General features: G+C 63.0%; 18 protein-coding genes. 10 read left to right on the top strand and 8 right to left on the bottom strand.

All coding sequences use genetic code 11. The features are described 5' to 3' along the window. The first annotated feature begins 7 nt into the window (after positions 1-7). Positions 8-715 carry an alpha/beta fold hydrolase gene (locus tag AC1DVN_RS19710; RefSeq protein ID WP_020968806.1) on the top strand — a complete coding sequence of 236 codons (708 nt, stop codon included), beginning with the start codon at positions 8-10 and terminating at the stop codon, positions 713-715. Here the strand turns inward: AC1DVN_RS19710 and AC1DVN_RS19705 are convergent. Next, a complete protein-coding gene (locus AC1DVN_RS19705) occupies positions 678-1,676 on the bottom strand; it encodes a GNAT family N-acetyltransferase (RefSeq protein ID WP_252858638.1) in 999 nt (332 codons plus the stop codon). The two genes, AC1DVN_RS19710 and AC1DVN_RS19705, sit on opposite strands and share 38 nt — an antisense overlap. Positions 1,677-1,767: 91 nt before the next feature. On the opposite strand from AC1DVN_RS19705, the gene AC1DVN_RS19700 reads away from it, so the two are divergent. Next, entirely contained in the window at positions 1,768-3,120 is a 1,353-nt protein-coding gene (locus AC1DVN_RS19700) for an LLM class flavin-dependent oxidoreductase (RefSeq protein WP_007726771.1), read from the top strand. A 44-nt stretch (positions 3,121-3,164) separates the two neighbouring features. Next, the gene (locus tag AC1DVN_RS19695) at positions 3,165-4,292 is read left to right on the top strand and encodes a GTP-binding protein (protein WP_047888713.1); all 1,128 of its coding nucleotides are present in this window, start codon (positions 3,165-3,167) and stop codon (positions 4,290-4,292) included. A gap of 11 nt (positions 4,293-4,303) precedes the next feature. On the opposite strand, the gene AC1DVN_RS19690 is transcribed toward AC1DVN_RS19695, so the two are convergent. Further along, positions 4,304-4,966 (bottom strand): DedA family protein, encoded by a 663-nt coding sequence (locus AC1DVN_RS19690; protein WP_019749448.1) that lies wholly within the window; start codon positions 4,964-4,966, stop codon positions 4,304-4,306. 29 nt (positions 4,967-4,995) lie between these two features. Then, the gene (locus AC1DVN_RS19685) at positions 4,996-5,733 is read right to left on the bottom strand and encodes a VTT domain-containing protein (RefSeq protein ID WP_029254751.1); all 738 of its coding nucleotides are present in this window, start codon (positions 5,731-5,733) and stop codon (positions 4,996-4,998) included. Positions 5,734-5,913: 180 nt separating this feature from the next. Here AC1DVN_RS19685 and fbaA point away from each other — a divergent pair, with 180 nt between their 5' ends. After that, positions 5,914-6,951, top strand: a complete 1,038-nt coding sequence (gene fbaA / locus AC1DVN_RS19680) for a class II fructose-bisphosphate aldolase (protein WP_021343256.1) — start codon at positions 5,914-5,916, stop codon at positions 6,949-6,951. A gap of 79 nt (positions 6,952-7,030) precedes the next feature. Here the strand turns inward: fbaA and AC1DVN_RS19675 are convergent, their stop codons facing one another. Continuing rightward, on the bottom strand, positions 7,031-7,984 hold the full coding sequence (locus AC1DVN_RS19675; protein WP_477994141.1) for an Rv0361 family membrane protein: 954 nt from the start codon (positions 7,982-7,984) through the stop codon (positions 7,031-7,033). Between the two features lie 125 nt (positions 7,985-8,109). On the opposite strand from AC1DVN_RS19675, the gene AC1DVN_RS19670 reads away from it, so the two are divergent. The 3 genes from AC1DVN_RS19670 (at position 8,110) to AC1DVN_RS19660 (ending at position 10,679) form a co-directional block, all read left to right on the top strand. After that, positions 8,110-8,526, top strand: coding sequence for a DUF3151 domain-containing protein (locus AC1DVN_RS19670; protein ID WP_080910193.1), 417 nt, complete (start codon positions 8,110-8,112; stop codon positions 8,524-8,526). Further along, the gene (locus tag AC1DVN_RS19665; protein WP_019749453.1) at positions 8,513-9,658 is read left to right on the top strand and encodes an FUSC family protein; all 1,146 of its coding nucleotides are present in this window, start codon (positions 8,513-8,515) and stop codon (positions 9,656-9,658) included. Before AC1DVN_RS19670 ends, AC1DVN_RS19665 begins: the two co-directional genes overlap by 14 nt. Positions 9,659-9,749: 91 nt before the next feature. Continuing rightward, the gene (locus tag AC1DVN_RS19660; RefSeq protein ID WP_019749454.1) at positions 9,750-10,679 is read left to right on the top strand and encodes a cation diffusion facilitator family transporter; all 930 of its coding nucleotides are present in this window, start codon (positions 9,750-9,752) and stop codon (positions 10,677-10,679) included. Here the strand turns inward: AC1DVN_RS19660 and AC1DVN_RS19655 are convergent. Then, on the bottom strand, positions 10,669-11,133 hold the full coding sequence (locus AC1DVN_RS19655) for a pyridoxamine 5'-phosphate oxidase family protein (protein WP_029254754.1): 465 nt from the start codon (positions 11,131-11,133) through the stop codon (positions 10,669-10,671). The two genes, AC1DVN_RS19660 and AC1DVN_RS19655, sit on opposite strands and share 11 nt — an antisense overlap. 64 nt (positions 11,134-11,197) lie before the next feature. Between AC1DVN_RS19655 and AC1DVN_RS19650 the strand changes: the two genes are divergently transcribed. Beyond that, positions 11,198-12,148, top strand: coding sequence for a helix-turn-helix transcriptional regulator (locus AC1DVN_RS19650; RefSeq protein WP_047888715.1), 951 nt, complete (start codon positions 11,198-11,200; stop codon positions 12,146-12,148). On the opposite strand, the gene AC1DVN_RS19645 is transcribed toward AC1DVN_RS19650, so the two are convergent. Then, positions 12,149-13,090 (bottom strand): DUF808 domain-containing protein, encoded by a 942-nt coding sequence (locus AC1DVN_RS19645; RefSeq protein WP_021343516.1) that lies wholly within the window; start codon positions 13,088-13,090, stop codon positions 12,149-12,151. Between the two features lie 240 nt (positions 13,091-13,330). Between AC1DVN_RS19645 and AC1DVN_RS19640 the strand changes: the two genes are divergently transcribed. Further along, positions 13,331-13,987: a class I SAM-dependent methyltransferase gene (locus AC1DVN_RS19640; protein WP_003944335.1), complete on the top strand. Its 657-nt coding sequence runs from the start codon at positions 13,331-13,333 to the stop codon at positions 13,985-13,987. Between the two features lie 28 nt (positions 13,988-14,015). On the opposite strand, the gene AC1DVN_RS19635 is transcribed toward AC1DVN_RS19640, so the two are convergent. After that, positions 14,016-15,185, bottom strand: a complete 1,170-nt coding sequence (locus AC1DVN_RS19635) for a thiolase family protein (RefSeq protein ID WP_020906649.1) — start codon at positions 15,183-15,185, stop codon at positions 14,016-14,018. After that, positions 15,182-16,597: an MFS transporter gene (locus AC1DVN_RS19630; RefSeq protein WP_477994140.1), complete on the bottom strand. Its 1,416-nt coding sequence runs from the start codon at positions 16,595-16,597 to the stop codon at positions 15,182-15,184. Before AC1DVN_RS19630 ends, AC1DVN_RS19635 begins: the two co-directional genes overlap by 4 nt. A gap of 58 nt (positions 16,598-16,655) precedes the next feature. Between AC1DVN_RS19630 and AC1DVN_RS19625 the strand changes: the two genes are divergently transcribed. Next, entirely contained in the window at positions 16,656-17,153 is a 498-nt protein-coding gene (locus tag AC1DVN_RS19625; RefSeq protein ID WP_003944415.1) for a winged helix-turn-helix transcriptional regulator, read from the top strand. Positions 17,154-17,346: the final 193 nt, after the last annotated feature.

The raw sequence follows: 17,346 nt of genomic DNA, 5'->3' as shown, positions 1-17,346 counted from the left end.
TTCCCTCATGGAATCCCGGCACGTGGTCGACACGGACGGCGTACGTCTTCACATCGATGTCGGTGGGGCAGGGGCGGACGTTCTGGTTCTCTCCGGCGGCCCGGGATGCGTTCACTATCTTGCTCACGACGAGCTGGTTCCGGAAGGAATGCGCGCGTGGTGCCCTGAGCCACGCGGAGTCGGCCGGTCCGGTGGCGGCGCTCATACGATGGCGCAGGCGGTTGCGGACCTCGAACTCGTCCGACGCACGTTCGAGATCGACAGCTGGGTCGTGTTGGGGCACTCGTGGGGATCCGACTTGGCGGTGCGGTACGCACTCGACTGTCCGGAATCGGTGTCCGGCGTCGTCGGCATCGCGGGGCACGGCCTCCACAAAGACCGGACCTGGTCGAAGCAGTACGAAGCGGGAATCGAGCCGGACCCGCAGATACCTTGGGAACCTGTTGTCTGGCAATCGCTTCAAGAATCGTTCATCGAATGGATCCATGAACCACAGCTGTTTCGGCAGTTGGCCGACTCACCCGTGCCCATGACATTTCTCGCGGCGGCCGACGATATTCGCCCGTCGTGGCCGTTGCAGCAACTGGCCGAGCTCGTGCCTAACGGTAGTTTCGAGGTCGTCGACGGTGTCGCGCACAACTTCTGGCAGTCTCACCCGCTCCTGTGGAGGAAGATCGTCACCGAGGCTTGTGCAACGCACTCTCGACTCTCCTGATCTCCACCAGGATCCGCTCCGCAACGGTCTGGTATCCCAGGCTCCGATTGACGGTCAGCATCGGGTGATTTTCCGCGTTCACCGTTGTGTAAATTCTTCGCAGCGAGGGAAATTCAGCTGCCAACACAGACGCTTGTTGCTCCTTGACCCACCGAGCGAGACCGTGTCCGCGGTGCTGGGGAAGTACCACGGTGTCGTGCTGCGATGCGTGGGTGCTGTCATGTTCGTCCACCGTCACCACTGTCGCTGCGGCTACTTCGCCGACGCTGTCGTCGACCGCGCAGCACACCAGGAGTACTTGAGAGCCACCCGTCATCTTCTGTTCCCACGATCTGACCTCGTCGGCTCCCCAATTACGTTCGGGTATCTGCAGTTCGGCGCCCGGCGCGTCGAGGAGTCGGTTCAATGCCTCCGAGAAGGAGTGGACCAGCTCGTCCGGGGTTCGGTTGCGCCAACTGACGATTCGATAGCCGGGGCGGGCACTGTGTGCGGTGGGAGGGCTGAGGTGCTGAACCTGGTTGGCCAACCGAAGCAACACACGGTGGCCGTCGAACGATCCCAGGAAATGCTCGGCTGCGCTTCCGACGAGCGCCGTCACTCTGATTCTTCGCACGCCGAACCCGGCGATGTCGACTTCGGCGAGTTCGGCAAGCGCTCGTCCTACCCCTCGTCGCTGCGCGTGGGGTGTCACGTACATCCGAAACTCTGCGAGATCAGGTTCCGCCGAGTTGCGTCGCGCCTGGGCGATGCCGAGGACTTCGTCCGTTCCGCCGTCGCGTGCGATCCAACGCCATACATCGACTGAACCGTCCTCGGCCTCGATCATTTCCATCAGCGCCGTCGCTGTCGGCGCAGTTCCGGACAGGTGACGCTGGCCTTCGGCGAAGACCTCACACCACTGGTGAAGAACCGATGCTGTCGATCCGGACGGTACGAACTCGGCTACAACTACGCGGCGCACCCATGTGACGATACCGAGCTGCCAACCCCGAGTTGGAATCACGCGAACCCTAACCCTGTCGGACTGCGGCGGCAGTTGCCAGCATTCAGGCATGTCTGATTCTCCGCGCCAACTGAGCCTCAACGCGTTCATCCACCCCGCCGGTCATCACGAAGCGGCGTGGCGTCATCCGTGGACAACGCCGGAACGTCTGTTCGACGTCACGTATTTCCAGGAGATCGCTCGCACTGCTGAGGCGGCGAAGTTCGACGGAATCTTCTTCGCCGACGGTCCCGCGTTGCGCAGCGACGTCGAGCACGGTCCCGCAGGGACGTTGGAGCCGATCACCTTGTTGACGGCCATTGCAGTGGCAACCGAGCGGATCGGATTGATCGCGACGGCGTCGACCACGTACTACGAGCCGTACAACCTGGCTCGGCTGTTCGCCTCGCTCGACCACATCTCGAACGGACGCGCTGGGTGGAACATCGTCACCACGGGTACGGATCTGGCTGCCGCCAACTTCGGGCTGGCCAAGCATCCGGACCACGGCGACCGGTATTCGCGTGCAAGGGAATTCGTCGACGCGGTGGTGCGGTTGTGGGACAGCTGGGAGGACGACGCGATCAGTCTGGACCGGGAGAACGGAATCTACGCGGACAGAAACAAGATTCACGAGATCAACTACGTCGGCCGGCATCTTCGGGTGCGGGGGCCGTTCAACGCACCGCGAACGCCGCAGGGATACCCGGTGCTGGTGCAGGCCGGGGCGTCCAACGACGGTCGCGCGTTTGCCGGTCAGTATGCGGAGGCGATTTTCACAGCGCACCAGAGACTTTCCGATGCGCAGGCGTTCTACACCGACATCAAGTCGAGGGCTGCTCAGTTCGGGCGCAACCCCGATCATGTCAAGATTCTGCCGGGAATCAGCCCGTTCATCGGTGACACCGAGGAACAAGCCAAGGCGCTCGAGCGAGAATTCAACGAGTTGACTTCGCCGGAGTACGGGCTCGCGCAACTCGGTGCACTCACCGGGACCGATGTTCGGAATCTGGAACTGGATGCACCGGTTCCTGTCGAATTGTTCGCGGCGGCAGGTGATGTCACCGACAACAAGCAAAGCAGATTGCAGGTGATCGCCGGCATAGTCGAGCGTGAGCGTCCGACGGTTCGGGGACTGCTTCATCGTTTGGCGGGTGCGCGCGGACACCGGGTGTTCGCCGGAACCGCCGAGCAGGTGGCTGACACGATCGAGGAATGGTTCACCAGCGGTGCTGCTGACGGATTCAACGTCATGCCGCCGTACTACCCGGGTGGACTCGAAATCTTCACCGAGCGTGTGGTCCCGATCCTGCAGGATCGCGGTCTGTTCCGCACCGAATACACGGGTACGACGCTTCGTGATCATTTCGGGTTGCCGAGGCCCGAGAGCCAGTTCTCGGGTAGTGCGTCTGCAGTGCAGTAGGCCCGCCTCCCGTTGTCGATAATGACAATGGTTACCATTAAGGAATGAAGCAGCTACCGGTAACCGTGCTGTCCGGATTTCTGGGCGCAGGCAAGACCACACTCCTCAACCACATCCTCGCCAATCGAGACGGCCGTCGGGTCGCCGTCATCGTCAACGACATGAGCGAGATCAACATCGACGCGGCCCTCGTCGCGGGCCAGGGCCACCTCGATCGCACGGAGGAGAAGTTGGTCGAGCTGACCAACGGATGCATCTGCTGCACGCTGCGCGAGGATCTGATCGACGCCGTCGGCGCGCTGGCCCGCGAGGGGCGGTTCGATCAGTTGGTGATCGAGTCCACCGGCATCTCCGAACCGATGCCGGTGGCGGCCACCTTCGACTGGGAATTCGAGGACGGCTTCAGCCTCGGCTCGCTCGCGAAGCTCGACACGATGGTGACCGTGGTGGACGCGTCGACCTTCCTCGGCGAGCTGGCAAAAGGCGAGCGACTGGACGAGCGCAACCTCGAAGCCGGGGAGGGGGACGGACGCAGCATCTCCGATCTCCTGGTCGATCAGGTGGAGTTCGCCGACGTCATCTTGCTGAACAAAACCGACTTGGTGAGTCCGCGGGCGGCGGGAACCGTCGAGGCAACGCTTCGAAGGCTCAACCCCACTGCTCAGCTGATTCGGACCGACCACGGAAAAGTCACCCTCGATCGCGTCCTCGAAACCGGTCTCTACAACCCGGAACTGGCTGCGCAAGTACCCGGTTGGGACGAGGAGCTGGCCGGCGGGCACACCCCGGAAACCGAGGAATACGGAATACGCAGCGTCACGTATCGAGCCTCGCGCCCCTTCCATCCGGCGCGACTCGAGGCTGCGCTCGGTCAGTTCGCGGGACTCTTGCGAAGCAAAGGCTTCTGCTGGATCGCCAGTAGGCCCGAGTTCGCCGCTATCTGGTCGCAGGCAGGCCCCAACCTCGTCATCGAACCGGCGCAACTGTGGGCGTCGGCAGCGGAGGTGCCAGGGCAGGAGATCGTGTTCATCGGAGTGAAACTCGACCCGGCGACGCCGTCGCGAATCCTCGATCCGGCTCTGCTGACCGATGACGAACTACGCGAAGGACCGCGGGCCTGGACTCGCTACGAGGACCCGCTTCCGGCGTGGGACCAGAGCCACCTGCACTGAGCAGACAGCTTCTAGTCGAGAACCTCTTCGACCTCGACGTCTTCGGCCGGTCGGGCCATTTCCTTGCGGTACTGCCAGATTCCCAAAGCGGTGCCGATGACCAAGCTGACCATCATCACGATCAGCACGGCGGGCAGCAACCACGGAACGCGATCGAGGAACGAGCCACCGTAGAAACCGAGCAGCAGGAGCACCGGTGCCCAGATGATCGCGCCGATGGTGCTCGCGATGGTGTAGCGCGTGTGGTTCATCTTGGCTGCGCCTGCGACCATCGGGCACAGGGTGCGAACCCACGGAACCCAGCGGGCGATCAGGACGGCCCAGAACCCGTGTCTCTCCAACAGGATGTTGACGCGGTGCAGATTCTTCTCGGTGAAGTACTTGCCGCCCTTACGGGCTTTGATGTGGTTGCCCGTCCGGTGGCCGATGACGTACCCGACCTGGTTGCCGGCAATGGCAGCGATCATCGCGCCCACCGACAGCGCCCACACGTGGCCTGCACCGGATTCGTGACCGGCAAGCACGATTCCGGCTGTGATCAGCAGCGAGTCACCAGGGAGAAACAACCCGAGGATGATCGCGCACTCGATGAAGACGAACGTGACGACGATAATCCAGACCAACAGGGGCCCGGCAGTCTCGAGTGGGGAGAAACTGCCGGATGCGAGCGTCATCGTGGTCAGTTCTTCGCCTCGTTCTGCAATCAGGGGGTGGGGTCTTCGGGGACTGTCACCGTCGAATTGTCCGTAGTGGAAGTATTCGCCGATTCACCACGTCTCGACGCCAGAATTCGCTTTCCGATTTCGAAGACGATCGGCAGAACCGACACCAGGACGATCAAGATGAAGATGTAGTCGACATTGTCGCGGATGAATTCGATCTGCCCCAGGAGGTAGCCGAGCAAAGTCACACCGGCACCCCACAGGATGCCGCCGACGATGTTGTAGGTCAGGAACAGTGAGTACTTCATCTTCGAGGCGCCCGCGACAACCGGTGCAAAAGTACGCACGATCGGCACGAACCTCGCCAGGATAATGGTGATCGGGCCGTGCTTTTCGAAGAAGGCATGCGACTCGTCGATGTACTTCTTCTTGAAGAACCGCGCGTCGTCCGTCTTGAACAGGGCAGTTCCGCCCTTGGCGCCGATGTAGAACCCGACTTGGTCACCCAGAATCGCGGCGATCGGAATCGTCACCAGGAGCACCCACAGCGGCGCGAACGGTTCGATCTCGGTGGACTTGGAAGCCGCGATCAGCCCTGCGGTGAAGAGCAGAGAATCGCCGGGCAAGAGCGGAAACAGCAGCCCTGATTCGATGAAGACCACCAGAAGCAGTCCCACCAGAACCCACGTTCCGAAGGAATTCAAGAGGTTCACGGGATCGAGGAAGCCGGGCAGCAAGGCCAGGTTCGTCACGGATTCAGTTGCTGCCTGCACATTCACGGGGGCCAGAGTACCGGCCGAATCTGAGTGTTTCCCACCACCGCAGGTCATCGCGTCGGTGGCGGCGGCCGAGACCGCAAAGAGACGTGACGAGTCGGACTTGCCATACTGCTAGGACCACACGAAGCGCTTTCACATCGCCGAGCGCTCCGAACGACACGTATATGGAGGACTCCCGCCGTGCCTATCGCAACTCCCGAGGTCTATGCCGAGATGCTTGGTCGGGCCAAGGAGCATTCCTTTGCCTTCCCCGCCATCAACTGTGTCGGCTCCGAATCCATCAACGCAGCCATCAAGGGCTTCGCGGACGCCGGCAGTGACGGCATCATCCAGTTCTCGACGGGCGGCGCCGAGTTCGGTTCCGGTTTGGGCGTCAAGGACATGGTCACCGGCGCTGTTGCGCTCGCCGAGTTCGCACACGTGATCGCGGCAAAGTACGACGTCACCATCGCGCTGCACACCGACCACTGCCCGAAGGACAAGCTGGACACCTACGTGCGTCCGCTGCTCGCGATCTCGCAGGAGCGCGTCGACGCCGGTCGTAACCCGCTGTTCCAGTCGCACATGTGGGACGGCTCGGCTATCCCGATCGACGAGAACCTGGCCATCGCCAAGGAACTGCTCGCCCTCTCCAAGGCTGCACGCATCATCCTCGAGGTCGAGATCGGTGTCGTCGGCGGCGAAGAAGACGGCGTCGAGGCCGAGATCAACGACAAGCTCTACACCTCGAGTGAAGACTTCGAGAAGACGGTCGATGCTCTGGGCATCGGCGAACAGGGCAAGTACCTGCTCGCAGCCACCTTCGGCAACGTCCACGGCGTCTACAAGCCGGGCAACGTCAAGCTCAAGCCCGAGGTTCTCGAAGAGGGCCAGAAGGTCGCCGCTGCCAAGCTCGGCCTGGCCGCCGGCTCGCAGCCCTTCGATTTCGTCTTCCACGGTGGATCGGGATCGCTGAAGTCCGAGATCGAGGATTCGCTGAACTTCGGCGTCGTCAAGATGAACGTCGACACCGACACCCAGTACGCGTTCTCCCGTCCGATCGCCGGACACTTCTTCTCCAACTACGACGGCGTCCTCAAGATCGACGGCGAGGTCGGAAACAAGAAGGCATACGACCCGCGCAGCTACCTCAAGAAGGCCGAAGCAGGCATGACGGCTCGCGTCGTCGAGGCGTGCAACGACCTGAAGTCGGCCGGACGCTCGGTGTCCGCAGGCTGATCGGCTTCACAACTGCGCTTCACAGAACAAAATGCGCGCCGACGAATTTCTCGTCGGCGCGCATTTTCTGTTCAGGTGCTTACTTGCTGGGATCGCAGACTTTCCACGTGCCGTCCTGGCGCTCGAGGTCGAACGTGCGCCACGACTGTTCGCCGGTGCTCGGCAAACTTGCCTGGACCTGCGCGATCGCGGTGTCGTCGGTGATGCGCACCGCATCGACGGCTCCGACCTGCGGGATCGTCTTCTGAGCGACGGCATTGTCGTGGACCTGAGCGAACGCCGCGTCCGGAATGGTGCGGTAGTACTCGCCCAGCGCCCCACACGTCGACGTTCGTAGCGTCGCCAGATCGCCGGTCTGAAGAGCGTCGACGTACGTCGAGATGGCGGTCTGAACCTGGGCTTCAGGTGAGCTTTCGCCGCTACCGCTGTTGGACGAGACGAAGACTGCGATGCCGATGGCCGCGAGGACGGCGACGCCGGCCGCTGCTGCCGCGATGTACCAGCCCTTGCCGCTGCGCTTGGTTTTTTCCGGCGCGGCAGGCTCGATGCGAGTCGGCATCGGCTGGGCCGGCGGTGGGGTCGCTGCGACACCCACACGTTGAGGTGCGGCGCGCTGCTGCGGTTGAGGCGCGGAGCGCTGTGGCGGTTGAGGCGCGGAGCGCTGTGGCGGTTGAGGCGCGGAGCGCTGTGGCGGTTGAGGCGCGGAGCGCTGTGGCGGTGGCGGCGGGGTTGGAGCTTGCCGGGGTGGCGGTGTCGGCTGCGAGGCTTTCGGAATCGCGACGGTGGCGGGCTCCGGCTTGGGCTGGGGTGTCGGTGCTGCTGCCGGTGTTTCTGCTGGTGTTGCTGTGGGTGCCTGAGTTGCCTTGGGGATCGCGACGGTTGGCGCGCTGGCGGCTTTGGCGTCGCCGTCCGCCTTCGAGTTCTTGTCCGCCTTCTGGATCGCCACAGTCGCAGGTTCGGTCGGGGCCGACTTCTCGGGCGCACCGTTCGGGGCTGCGCTCTTTTTCGAGTTGTCGTCTTTCGAGTCCGGCACGGGTAACCCTTCGGTCTTATGCGGCAATGACCATGTCAGGGTAACGACCGGTATGTACCGGGCATAACTCCGACCGTCGGCGAGGCGGTCCTGTGGCAGAAAGGCGTAGCGGGCACAATGAGCGCATGACCCAATTCGGTGACCTGCTCGGACCCAAGCCCACTCTGCTTCCCGGCGACGACGAGGCGGAATCGGCACTGCTCAACCACGCTGACCCGGCCCAGGTCGCGGCCGACCATCCCACTGCCTCCATCGCGTGGGCCCACCTCGCCGAGGCTGCCCTGGACAAGGGCGAAACCATCACTGCCTACGCCTACGCGCGTACCGGCTACCACCGCGGACTCGACCAACTGCGTCGTAACGGTTGGAAGGGTTTCGGTCCTGTGCCCTACAGCCATGAACCGAACCGCGGATTCCTCCGTTGCGTCGCTGTCTTGGCCAAGGCCGCGAAGACGATCGGTGAGGCCGACGAGTACGCGCGTTGCCTAGATCTGCTCGAAGACTGCGATCCCAACGCCGCCGAAGCGCTTGGCCTCGGTTAGCAGTTTCCGTCCGAGCCGGGCCGGTATCAAGGACCGTGCTCGCAAATCGGTGCGTCGGCTTCAGACGTCGGCGCTACCGATCATTCAATGTGCCTTGGCGGCCGGATTGGCGTGGTGGGTTGCCACCACGGTGATCGGGCACCATGCGCCGTTCTTCGCGCCGATTGCCGCCGTGGTCTCGCTCGGTCTGTCGTTGGGCGCCCGACTACGACGTTCGTTCGAGTTGGTTGCGGGTGTCACGGTCGGTATCGGAATCGGTGACCTGATCATCTCCGGCATCGGGAGCGGACCCTGGCAGATCAGTTTGGTTGTCGTGCTGGCGATGTCCGTCGCGGTGCTACTGAACAGCGGGCCGATCTTCTCCATGCAGGCCGGAAACTCGGCCGTGCTGGTGGCGACGCTGATCCCACCGGGCGGCAGCGGCGGGCCCGATCGCATGATCGACGCCCTTGTCGGTGGTTTGGTGGGCATCGCGGTGGTCGCGATCATCCCCACGCACCCGGTACGACGCGCACGCAAGGACGCTGCATCAATCCTCGGAACAGCGTCAGAGGTACTGCAATTGGTGGCAGACGGCCTCGTCGCGAACGACCCGGACCCGATCGTGAAGGCGCTGCAGAAGGCGCGCGCAACTCAGGGTGCCATCGACGGATTGCGCAGCAACCTCCTCGGCGGGCGCGAGATCAGCCGAATCTCCCCGCTGTACTGGAACAGTCGACCGCGCCTCGAAAGGCTCATGGCGACAGCCGATCCCATCGACAACGCGATGCGCAACATTCGAGTGCTCGCGCGTCGTTCGTTGACGTTGGTCAGGGACGACGAGATCCTCGATCCTCGTCTGGTGGCTCAGGTCGAGCGCTTGTCGAAAGCCGTCGAAGTTCTCAAGGACATGATCCTGGCGGAGCCGGGGGAGCAGCCTGATCAGGCCGAGGCAGCGCGCGTCCTGCGCTCGGTGGCGAAGGAACTGAAACCGGCGATAGTCGAGAACGCGGGCCTGTCCTCGACGGTGGTGTTTGCCCAGATTCGATCGCTGGTGGTCGACCTCTTGCAGGTAGCAGGCATGAAGCGCATCTCGTCGATCGCCACTCTGCCGCCCACTGTGCCGCACCCGGCGTACGAGCCGGATCACTGACCTCTGCCTTTTCCCGCTCACTGAGCAACTCATTGTATGTATGCGAATGTATGCATATGCTCTGAGAAGGACTTGGGAGGGAACAGGACAAATGGGAGCAGGGCACGGCCATTCACACGGCCACTCGGCAGCAGATTCGGTCGGAGTAGGGCCGTCACCGCAACGCATCAAGAAAATGGCGATCGCGCTTGCGATCCTCGTTGCATTTCTCGTACTCGAAGCTACGGTCGGCATTCTGATCAACTCGCTGGCGCTGCTTGCCGACGCCGGCCACATGCTCACCGACGTGGTGGGCATGGCCATGGGATTGACGGCTTTGCTGCTCGCGAAGAAGGGCAGCACCACCGCGGCCAGGACCTTCGGTTGGCACCGCGCCGAAGTGTTGACCGCCATGGCGAATGCCGTGATGCTGCTGGCCGTCGCCGCCTGGGTCTTCTACGAGGCAATCGGCCGCATCGGTAACGAACCCGAGATCCCGGGCGGCGCCCTGATCATCACTGCGGCCGCCGGTCTGGCCGCGAACATTGTCGTGATGCTGATGCTGCGCGGCGATTCCAAGGACAGCCTGGCCGTGCGTGGCGCGTACCTCGAAGTGCTTGCAGACGCCGTCGGTAGCGTCGGAGTTCTGATCGCCGGTGGCCTTGTCCTGCTGTTCAACTGGACGTGGGCGGACGTCGTCGTCGGTGTTCTCATCTCGCTGTGGGTGGTGCCGCGTGCGATCAAACTGGCCGCAGCATCGCTGCGCATTCTGACGCAGGCGTCGCCGGCCGACGTCGACGTCGAAGCGGTCGAGGCCGACCTGGCGGCGCTGCCGAGCGTGATGGGTGTTCACGACCTACACGTCTGGACGCTCACCACCGGCATGGATGTCGCGACGGTCCACCTGACCAGTGACGCGAATTCGTCGAACGTTCTGGAATCCGCGCGCACCGTCCTCGAGAGTCACGGTCTTTCCCACGCCACCGTTCAGGTGGAATCGTGTGCCAACGGCGAGCATTGCGAGAAGAACGTCACTTGGTGAAGCGGGTGATCTCCTTGCCCGGCTTCCAGAGATCGACGTACATGTGCTCGTCGTCGACCGTCGTGTGCACCACCTCGTCGATGTCGAGCACAAAGAGGTGCAGGGGTTTCGGAACCTCGTAGGTGTAGCTTGCGAGCACGGCTTCGAACTCGTCGCCGGTCACCTCGCGTGCGATTCCGGCGATCTTCGCATCGCCGCCCTCCATGGTGTGCTCACCGGGATTGCTGTGTAGGGCGTAGCGCCCGTCACGGATGAGATCCTTCGCCTTGAGTGCGCCGAACATCGAACCGAGCACCAGACGCCCGTCGAGGATTTCGACTTCGGTGCCGCTGACCCGCGGTGAACCGTCCTTGCGCAGCGTTGCGAGGACGTGATGCTTGTGGGCTTTGAATCGTGCTTGGACTGCGTCGGCAAGAGCGGGTACTTCTTCGGAGAACTGCTTCCAAGTGACCATGACGGTCATTGTGCACTCCTATTCCTGACAACTTCTGTCAGTAATTCTCGGTAATGTTCGGTCCATGAGATCCGCGCGGTTGCTCCAACTCATGCTGCGTTTGCAGGGGAGTCGCGGCGTTATCGCCGATCAGTTGGCCGAAGAGTTCGGCGTATCGGTGCGGACGATCTACCGCGACGTGGCCTCGTTGTCGGCTGCCGGCGTGCCGATCTGGACCGAGAGCGGCCCCGGTGGTGGCATCCGTCTGCTCGACGGTTGGCAGTCCAAGCTGTCCGGCATGACCGACGACGAGACGTCCGCACTCATGCTGTTGGGCGTGCCGTCCATCGCTGCAGATCTCGGGCGATCCGACGCCGTCGGTTCGGCGGGGGCCAAACTGCTCCGCTCCCTGCCCGGTCCCCTGCGCGAGAGTGCACGACTGTGGCAGGACCGCATTCTCGTGGACGTTCCGGGTTGGTTCGGCGGCGTCGACGACATCTCTGCGCTTCCGATCGTCACATCCGCTGTGCTGGACTCGCGTCGACTGCGCTTCGCCTATCGTGATCGCGAGCGGACGGTCGATCCGCTGGGTCTGGTCATCAAAGCCGGTGTTTGGTATCTGGTGGCGGGGATGAACGGTCGAACGCTGTCGTTTCGAGTCGGGCGCATCAAAAATGCCGTGGTAGAAGATGATTCGTTCACTCGGCCGGTGGATTTCGACCTGCCGTCGTGGTGGGCGGCGTCGATGGCCGAGTTCGACCGTTCGCTGCTTCGCTTCGAGTGTCGCGTGCGGTTGTCACCAGAGGGCAGGCGCCGGCTCCCCGATGTGGTGGGCGAGCTTGCCGCTGCCGTCGAAGTGGGGCCAGAGGACAACGACGGATGGGTGAGTGCGGAGCTGAAACTCGAGAGCGAAGCTGTTGCGCTCTCGCAGTTGATCGGTCTGGGAGCGGACGTCGAAGCGCTCGAGCCACGGTCGTTGCGTGAAGGACTGCGCGCCGTGGCGGAGCAGATGGTGCTCCGCCACAACTCGCAGTGACTAGGCCGTTGCAGAACGCTTTGCGAGCAGGCGGGTGATACCCAGTTGAGCTGCGACGATGATGGCGCCGACCACCAGACCCAGTGCCGCCGACGCAAGGGTGTTGACGATCCACGCCAGTACCCCGCCGACTCCGGCGATGTCACTGACTGCTTCTTCGCCGTGATGAACGGCGTCGTAGAGCGGGTGGAAGCCCAGTTCGTCGATGCCGACCAACAGGATGTGGCCACCGACCCACAGCATCGCGGCGGTACCCACCACCGAGAGCACTGACATCACGTGAGGCATGCCGCGAACGAGGCCTCGGCCGACCTTGTGGGTGAAGCCAGACGACGTCTCGGCGATCTTCAATCCGATGTCGTCCATCTTCACGATCAGTCCGACGACGCCGTAGACGACCACGGTGATGACGACCGCCACGACGGCAAGGATCACCAACCGGCTCCAGAAACCTTCGCCCGCGATGGTGTTGAGGGCGATCACCATGATCTCGGCGGACAGGATCAGGTCGGTGCGGACTGCGCCGGAAACCACTGCTTCTTCGTCGCGAGGATGCTCGTCGGCGGCCTCGTGGTGGTCACCGTGGCCGAAAACTGCACCCCAGATCTTGTGAACCGCTTCGTAGCTGAGGTAACAGCCGCCGACCATCAACAGTGGCGTCAGCAGCCAGGGGAGGAACTGACTCAGCAGCAGAGCGATCGGAAGAATGATCAGCAGCTTGTTGCGCAGCGATCCGATGGCGATGCGCTTGATGATGGGCAACTCGCGTTCGGCCGCGAGCCCACGGACGTACTGCGGCGTGACGGCTGCGTCGTCGATGACGACGCCTGCCGCTTTGGCGGTCGCCTTACCGGTTGCGGCGGCAACGTCGTCGATGGAGGCGGCAGCCATACGAGCCAGGGCTGCGACGTCGTCGAGCAGGGCGAAGAGTCCTCCGGCCATCACAGACCTCCAGTGGAATCAGTGGAAAAAGGTGGCCGGACCGATCCGGTGACGCAGTTACTTGATCGCACGAGGTCTCTATCCATGATGGTCGTTGGTGAGGTCAGGTCACCTGGAACGATACCGGGGTCATCCGTCAGGGACTGCGTCGCGCGGCCGGTCGCTCTTCGTCACGAAAGGTCTTCCCGACCCGGTGCTCGCGTGTAAGACTGCACAGAAGATCGATCGAAACGGGGCACTATGCGTGAACCAGACACTGCACAGGTCGCCAAGACTTTCGACGCAATGGCGGCGCACTACGACCGACAGATCGGGCGCTTCGAGCGCTTTGTGCTCGGTGACGCCCGGAAATGGGCTGTAGATCAGGCGCATGGGCGCGTGGTCGAAATTGCCGTGGGCACCGGGCTGAACCTGCCGCTCTACGGGGACGACGTCGACTACGTCATCGGCGTGGACATCTCGACTGCGATGCTCGATCAGGCCAGGGTCAAGGTCTCCGAGGGAGTGAAGACCGAAGTCGACCTACGACTCGGAGACGTGCAAGCACTCGATGTTCCTGACGAATGCGTGGACACATTGGTCTCCACCTACGCGTTCTGCACGATCCCCGATCCGGACCGAGTTGCCAGCGAAGCATTTCGAGTGCTGGTGCCTGGTGGTCGATTCGTGCTCGCTGAGCACGGGCCGAGCACCAACACGGTTGTACGGGCGCTGATGAAGGCCGTCGAACCGCTTTCTGTACGGTTCGGTGCCGATCACCTCACCCGCGAACCGGTCGGATACCTCGAAAACGCAGGCTTCCTGATCGACGAGGTGCAGCGCAGTGGACGGGGTGGAATCGTGTTCCGGGTCGTTGCGCGCAAGCCGGATCCCGAATGGACGGCACTCGGTCACTAGTGTCCGAGTGCCGTCCAGCGGTGACCGCTCAGCCCAAGCGCTCCAGGATGGTTGCGTTGGCCAGCCCACCTGCCTCACACATGGTTTGGAGTCCGTAGCGCGCGCCGCGCTGCTCCATCGCGTTGACCAGGGTGGTCATGATCCGCGTTCCGCTGCCACCTAGTGGGTGGCCGAGCGCGATGGCGCCGCCGTGGACGTTCACCTTGGACAGGTCGACGCCGGTGTCCGCTGCCCACGAGAGGACGACGGGAGCAAAGGCCTCGTTGACCTCGAACAGATCGATGTCCGAGATCGTCAACCCCGCACGGGCCAAGACCTTCTCGGTGGCCGGGATGACCGCCGTGAGCATGTACAGCGGATCGTCGCCGGCGACAGCGAAGCTGTGCAGCCGTGCCTTCGGGGTGAGGCCGAGTTTCGCGGCGATCTCACTGGTCGTGATCATCACCGCCGAACTGCCGTCCGAAAGCGGGCTGCTGTTGCCCGCGGTGATGGACCAGTCGATCTGTGGGAATCGCTGGGCGTAGTAGTCGGATTCGAAGGCGGTCCGTAGGCCGGCAAGGGTCTCGACCGTGGTGCCGGGGCGGACGGCCTCGTCGACCGACAGTTGCGGGAGCGTGGCGAGTTCCTTGGTGAAGTAACCACTCTCGGTTGCCAGCGCGGCTTTCCGATGACTCGACGCCGAGAATTCGTCGAGTTGGGTGCGGCTCAGTCCCCACTTGGCAGCGATCAATTCGGCGCTGATGCCCTGCGGTACCAGACCGTCCGGATAGCGCTCTTCGAAACCTACACCGAGTGACTCGCGCCCGACGCTACTCGAGCCCATCGGCACTCGGCTCATCGACTCGACTCCGGCAGCAACAACGATGTCGTACGCACCGGCAATAACGCCCTGAGCAGCAAAATGAACTGCTTGTTGGCTACTTCCACACTGTCGGTCGACGGTGGTTCCCGGTACCGACTCAGGGTAGCCGGCGGCGAGAAGGGCAGTGCGAGTGACATTCTGGCTCTGTTCACCGACTTGACTGACCGCGCCGCCGATGACGTCGTCGATCAGCGCGGCATCGATCCCGGTGCGCTCGACTACCGCTTTGAGGCTGTGGGCGAGGAGGTCGACGGCGTTGATGCCGTGCAGGGCGCCGTTCGCCTTTCCCTTGCCGATCGGAGTGCGAACGGCTTCGACGATAACTGCGTCTCTCATGACAAATTCCTTTCAGGGATGGCGGATTCAGCAGGGACAACTGGAGTGGGTGTGGTCGCAGGCGTCATTCCCAGCGATGCCAGGGCAGACACAAGCGCGACGGCAAAGATCACCCACCAGGCCTGGCGGAAGGTGTCGGGGTCGACGGAGGAGCCGAGAACCGCGATCAGAACACTCACGCCGAGAACGGTTCCGATCTGTCGGCTCATGCTGACGATAGCGCTACCGGTGGCCGATCGGGCCGGTGCAAGATCCGCCGTGGCCTGCGACAGAATGGTCGGCAGGGCAAGGCCGACACCGATTCCGGCGATGATCCAGCCCGGCAGGAGTCCGGTCGCGTAGTTGGGCGTCGAATCAACCGAGACGAGAACGAGTACGGTTCCGACTGCCCACAGAAGGCTGCCGAGTGCGGCGACGCGTCCCGCCGAGTACTTGCGCGAAAGCGATCCACCGGCGATCGCGAACAGCGGAACCAGAAGCGGACCCGGCGAGACGGCGAAGCCGGTGCGCAATGCCGAGTATCCCCAAACTTCTTGCAGCCAGAGGATATTCGAGAGCAGTCCGGCAGCAAATGCCGCGCTGAACAAGATGGCGGTGACGTTGGACCAGGCAAAGGAGCGGATCTTCAGAAGATCGGGAGCAATCAACGGAGTGCGATGGCGAGAGTTGCTCCAGCAGAACGAAAGTAGGGTCGCGACGGCGACGGCGAAGGCGATCAGAACGCGGTTGTCGGTCCATCCCCAATCAGGTCCCTGGACGAGTGCCAGCGCGAGAGAGCCGATTCCGACGGTGAGGAGGGCGGCGCCGACGAAGTCGATCCCGGCATCGGAGTCCTTGTGTGTTGTATCCGGGACGAGTCGGACTGCGAAGTAGAGCAATACGATCCCGACTGGAACATTGATCAGGAAGACCCAGCGCCACGACGCCTCGACGAGAATGCCGCCCACGACGGGGCCGAATGCCGCAGCGGCCGCGCCAGCTGCCGCCCAGATGCGTACGCCGGATTGACGTTTCGCAGCCGGGAGTGCACTGATCAGGAGGCCGAGGCTGGCCGGGGTGAGCGCTGCGGCGCCGACTGCCTGAACGATGCGGAATGCCACCAGTGCCCACAATGACGGACTGAAAGCGCAGGCGGCGCTGGCGAGGGTGAACAGTGCGAGGCCGGCGATGAAGGCGCGCTTGTGCCCGATCCGGTCCGCCCAGCGTCCGAGGGGGATCAAAAGCGCGGCGTAGACGATCGCGTAGCTGTTGAGGATCCAACTGAACTCGCCTAGTGAGTGGCCCGGGTAGCTCTTGGCGATGTCGCCGAAGGCCACGTTGACCACAAAAAGATCGAGGCTGGCGACAAACGGTGCTCCCGACAGAATTGCGAGGAGCGGCCCAGTCCGCACCGGCTGGCTATGAAGTTCCATAGTCAGCAATGTAGACTCTGGCTATGGTTATGGCAAGCCAGGGGGTATGGTGAATTGCATGGACGCTGTACGACTGACCGGAGTGCTCGAAGATCGCGACGCCTGGCGGGCCACACACTGTTCGATCGGGCGGGCGATGGAAGTGGTCGGCACCCGGTCCGCGATGCTCATTCTGCGAGAGGCCTATTACGGCACAACTCGTTTCGACGACTTCGCGTCGCGAGTCGGCATCACTGAGGCGGTTGCGTCGGCAAGGCTGAAAGAACTCACTGAGGCGGGACTGTTCGAGCGTGTGCCGTACAAGGAGCCTGGAAAGCGGACGCGGCACGAGTACGTGCTCACCGAGAAGGGCCGTGACCTGCTGCCGGCGGTTCTTGCGCTGATGCAGTGGGGAGACAAGTATCTGCACGGCGGAAAAGGCGGACCGTTGGAGGTGGCGGACGACGCCACTGGCGAGCGTGTTCGCGTCGAGGTGCGCAGCGAGTCGGGTCGTGAAGTGCCTTTGGGGGAGTTGCGAGTCTCTGTCAACGAATCGCGTCGGCGGTTGCGCGAATAGCAATGCATCTCAACAGCTCTCGAGTGTAGGTCTTCTTGAAGTTGTCCGTTTTGTCTCTGGTTATCGAAAGTATGTTCGATTAAACTTTGAGCATGGACAGTCGGGAAGCATGGCAACTGGATGCCGAGGACCTCAAGAGTGAGGTTCTGGATCTGGTGCGCGTCCGGCACGAGTTGCAATCGCGGATGGTGTT

This window comes from Rhodococcus sp. P4_E4 (assembly GCF_056401575.1).
Note: the sequence above shows the minus strand (reverse complement) of the source record. Positions and strands in the feature narration are given on the sequence as shown.

What these genes read in the sequence shown, in the direction of transcription:
- AC1DVN_RS19710 (WP_020968806.1), top strand. Translation starts at nt 8, where the DNA reads ATGGAATCCCGGCACGTGGTCGACACGGACGGCGTACGTCTTCACATC.
- AC1DVN_RS19700 (WP_007726771.1), top strand. Translation starts at nt 1,768, where the DNA reads ATGTCTGATTCTCCGCGCCAACTGAGCCTCAACGCGTTCATCCACCCC.
- AC1DVN_RS19695 (WP_047888713.1), top strand. Translation starts at nt 3,165, where the DNA reads ATGAAGCAGCTACCGGTAACCGTGCTGTCCGGATTTCTGGGCGCAGGC.
- AC1DVN_RS19690 (WP_019749448.1), bottom strand. Translation starts at nt 4,966, where the DNA reads ATGACGCTCGCATCCGGCAGTTTCTCCCCACTCGAGACTGCCGGGCCC.
- AC1DVN_RS19670 (WP_080910193.1), top strand. Translation starts at nt 8,110, where the DNA reads ATGACCCAATTCGGTGACCTGCTCGGACCCAAGCCCACTCTGCTTCCC.
- AC1DVN_RS19660 (WP_019749454.1), top strand. Translation starts at nt 9,750, where the DNA reads ATGGGAGCAGGGCACGGCCATTCACACGGCCACTCGGCAGCAGATTCG.
- AC1DVN_RS19655 (WP_029254754.1), bottom strand. Translation starts at nt 11,133, where the DNA reads ATGGTCACTTGGAAGCAGTTCTCCGAAGAAGTACCCGCTCTTGCCGAC.
- AC1DVN_RS19650 (WP_047888715.1), top strand. Translation starts at nt 11,198, where the DNA reads ATGAGATCCGCGCGGTTGCTCCAACTCATGCTGCGTTTGCAGGGGAGT.
- AC1DVN_RS19645 (WP_021343516.1), bottom strand. Translation starts at nt 13,090, where the DNA reads ATGGCCGGAGGACTCTTCGCCCTGCTCGACGACGTCGCAGCCCTGGCT.
- AC1DVN_RS19640 (WP_003944335.1), top strand. Translation starts at nt 13,331, where the DNA reads ATGCGTGAACCAGACACTGCACAGGTCGCCAAGACTTTCGACGCAATG.
- AC1DVN_RS19635 (WP_020906649.1), bottom strand. Translation starts at nt 15,185, where the DNA reads ATGAGAGACGCAGTTATCGTCGAAGCCGTTCGCACTCCGATCGGCAAG.
- AC1DVN_RS19630 (WP_477994140.1), bottom strand. Translation starts at nt 16,597, where the DNA reads ATGGAACTTCATAGCCAGCCGGTGCGGACTGGGCCGCTCCTCGCAATT.
- AC1DVN_RS19625 (WP_003944415.1), top strand. Translation starts at nt 16,656, where the DNA reads ATGGACGCTGTACGACTGACCGGAGTGCTCGAAGATCGCGACGCCTGG.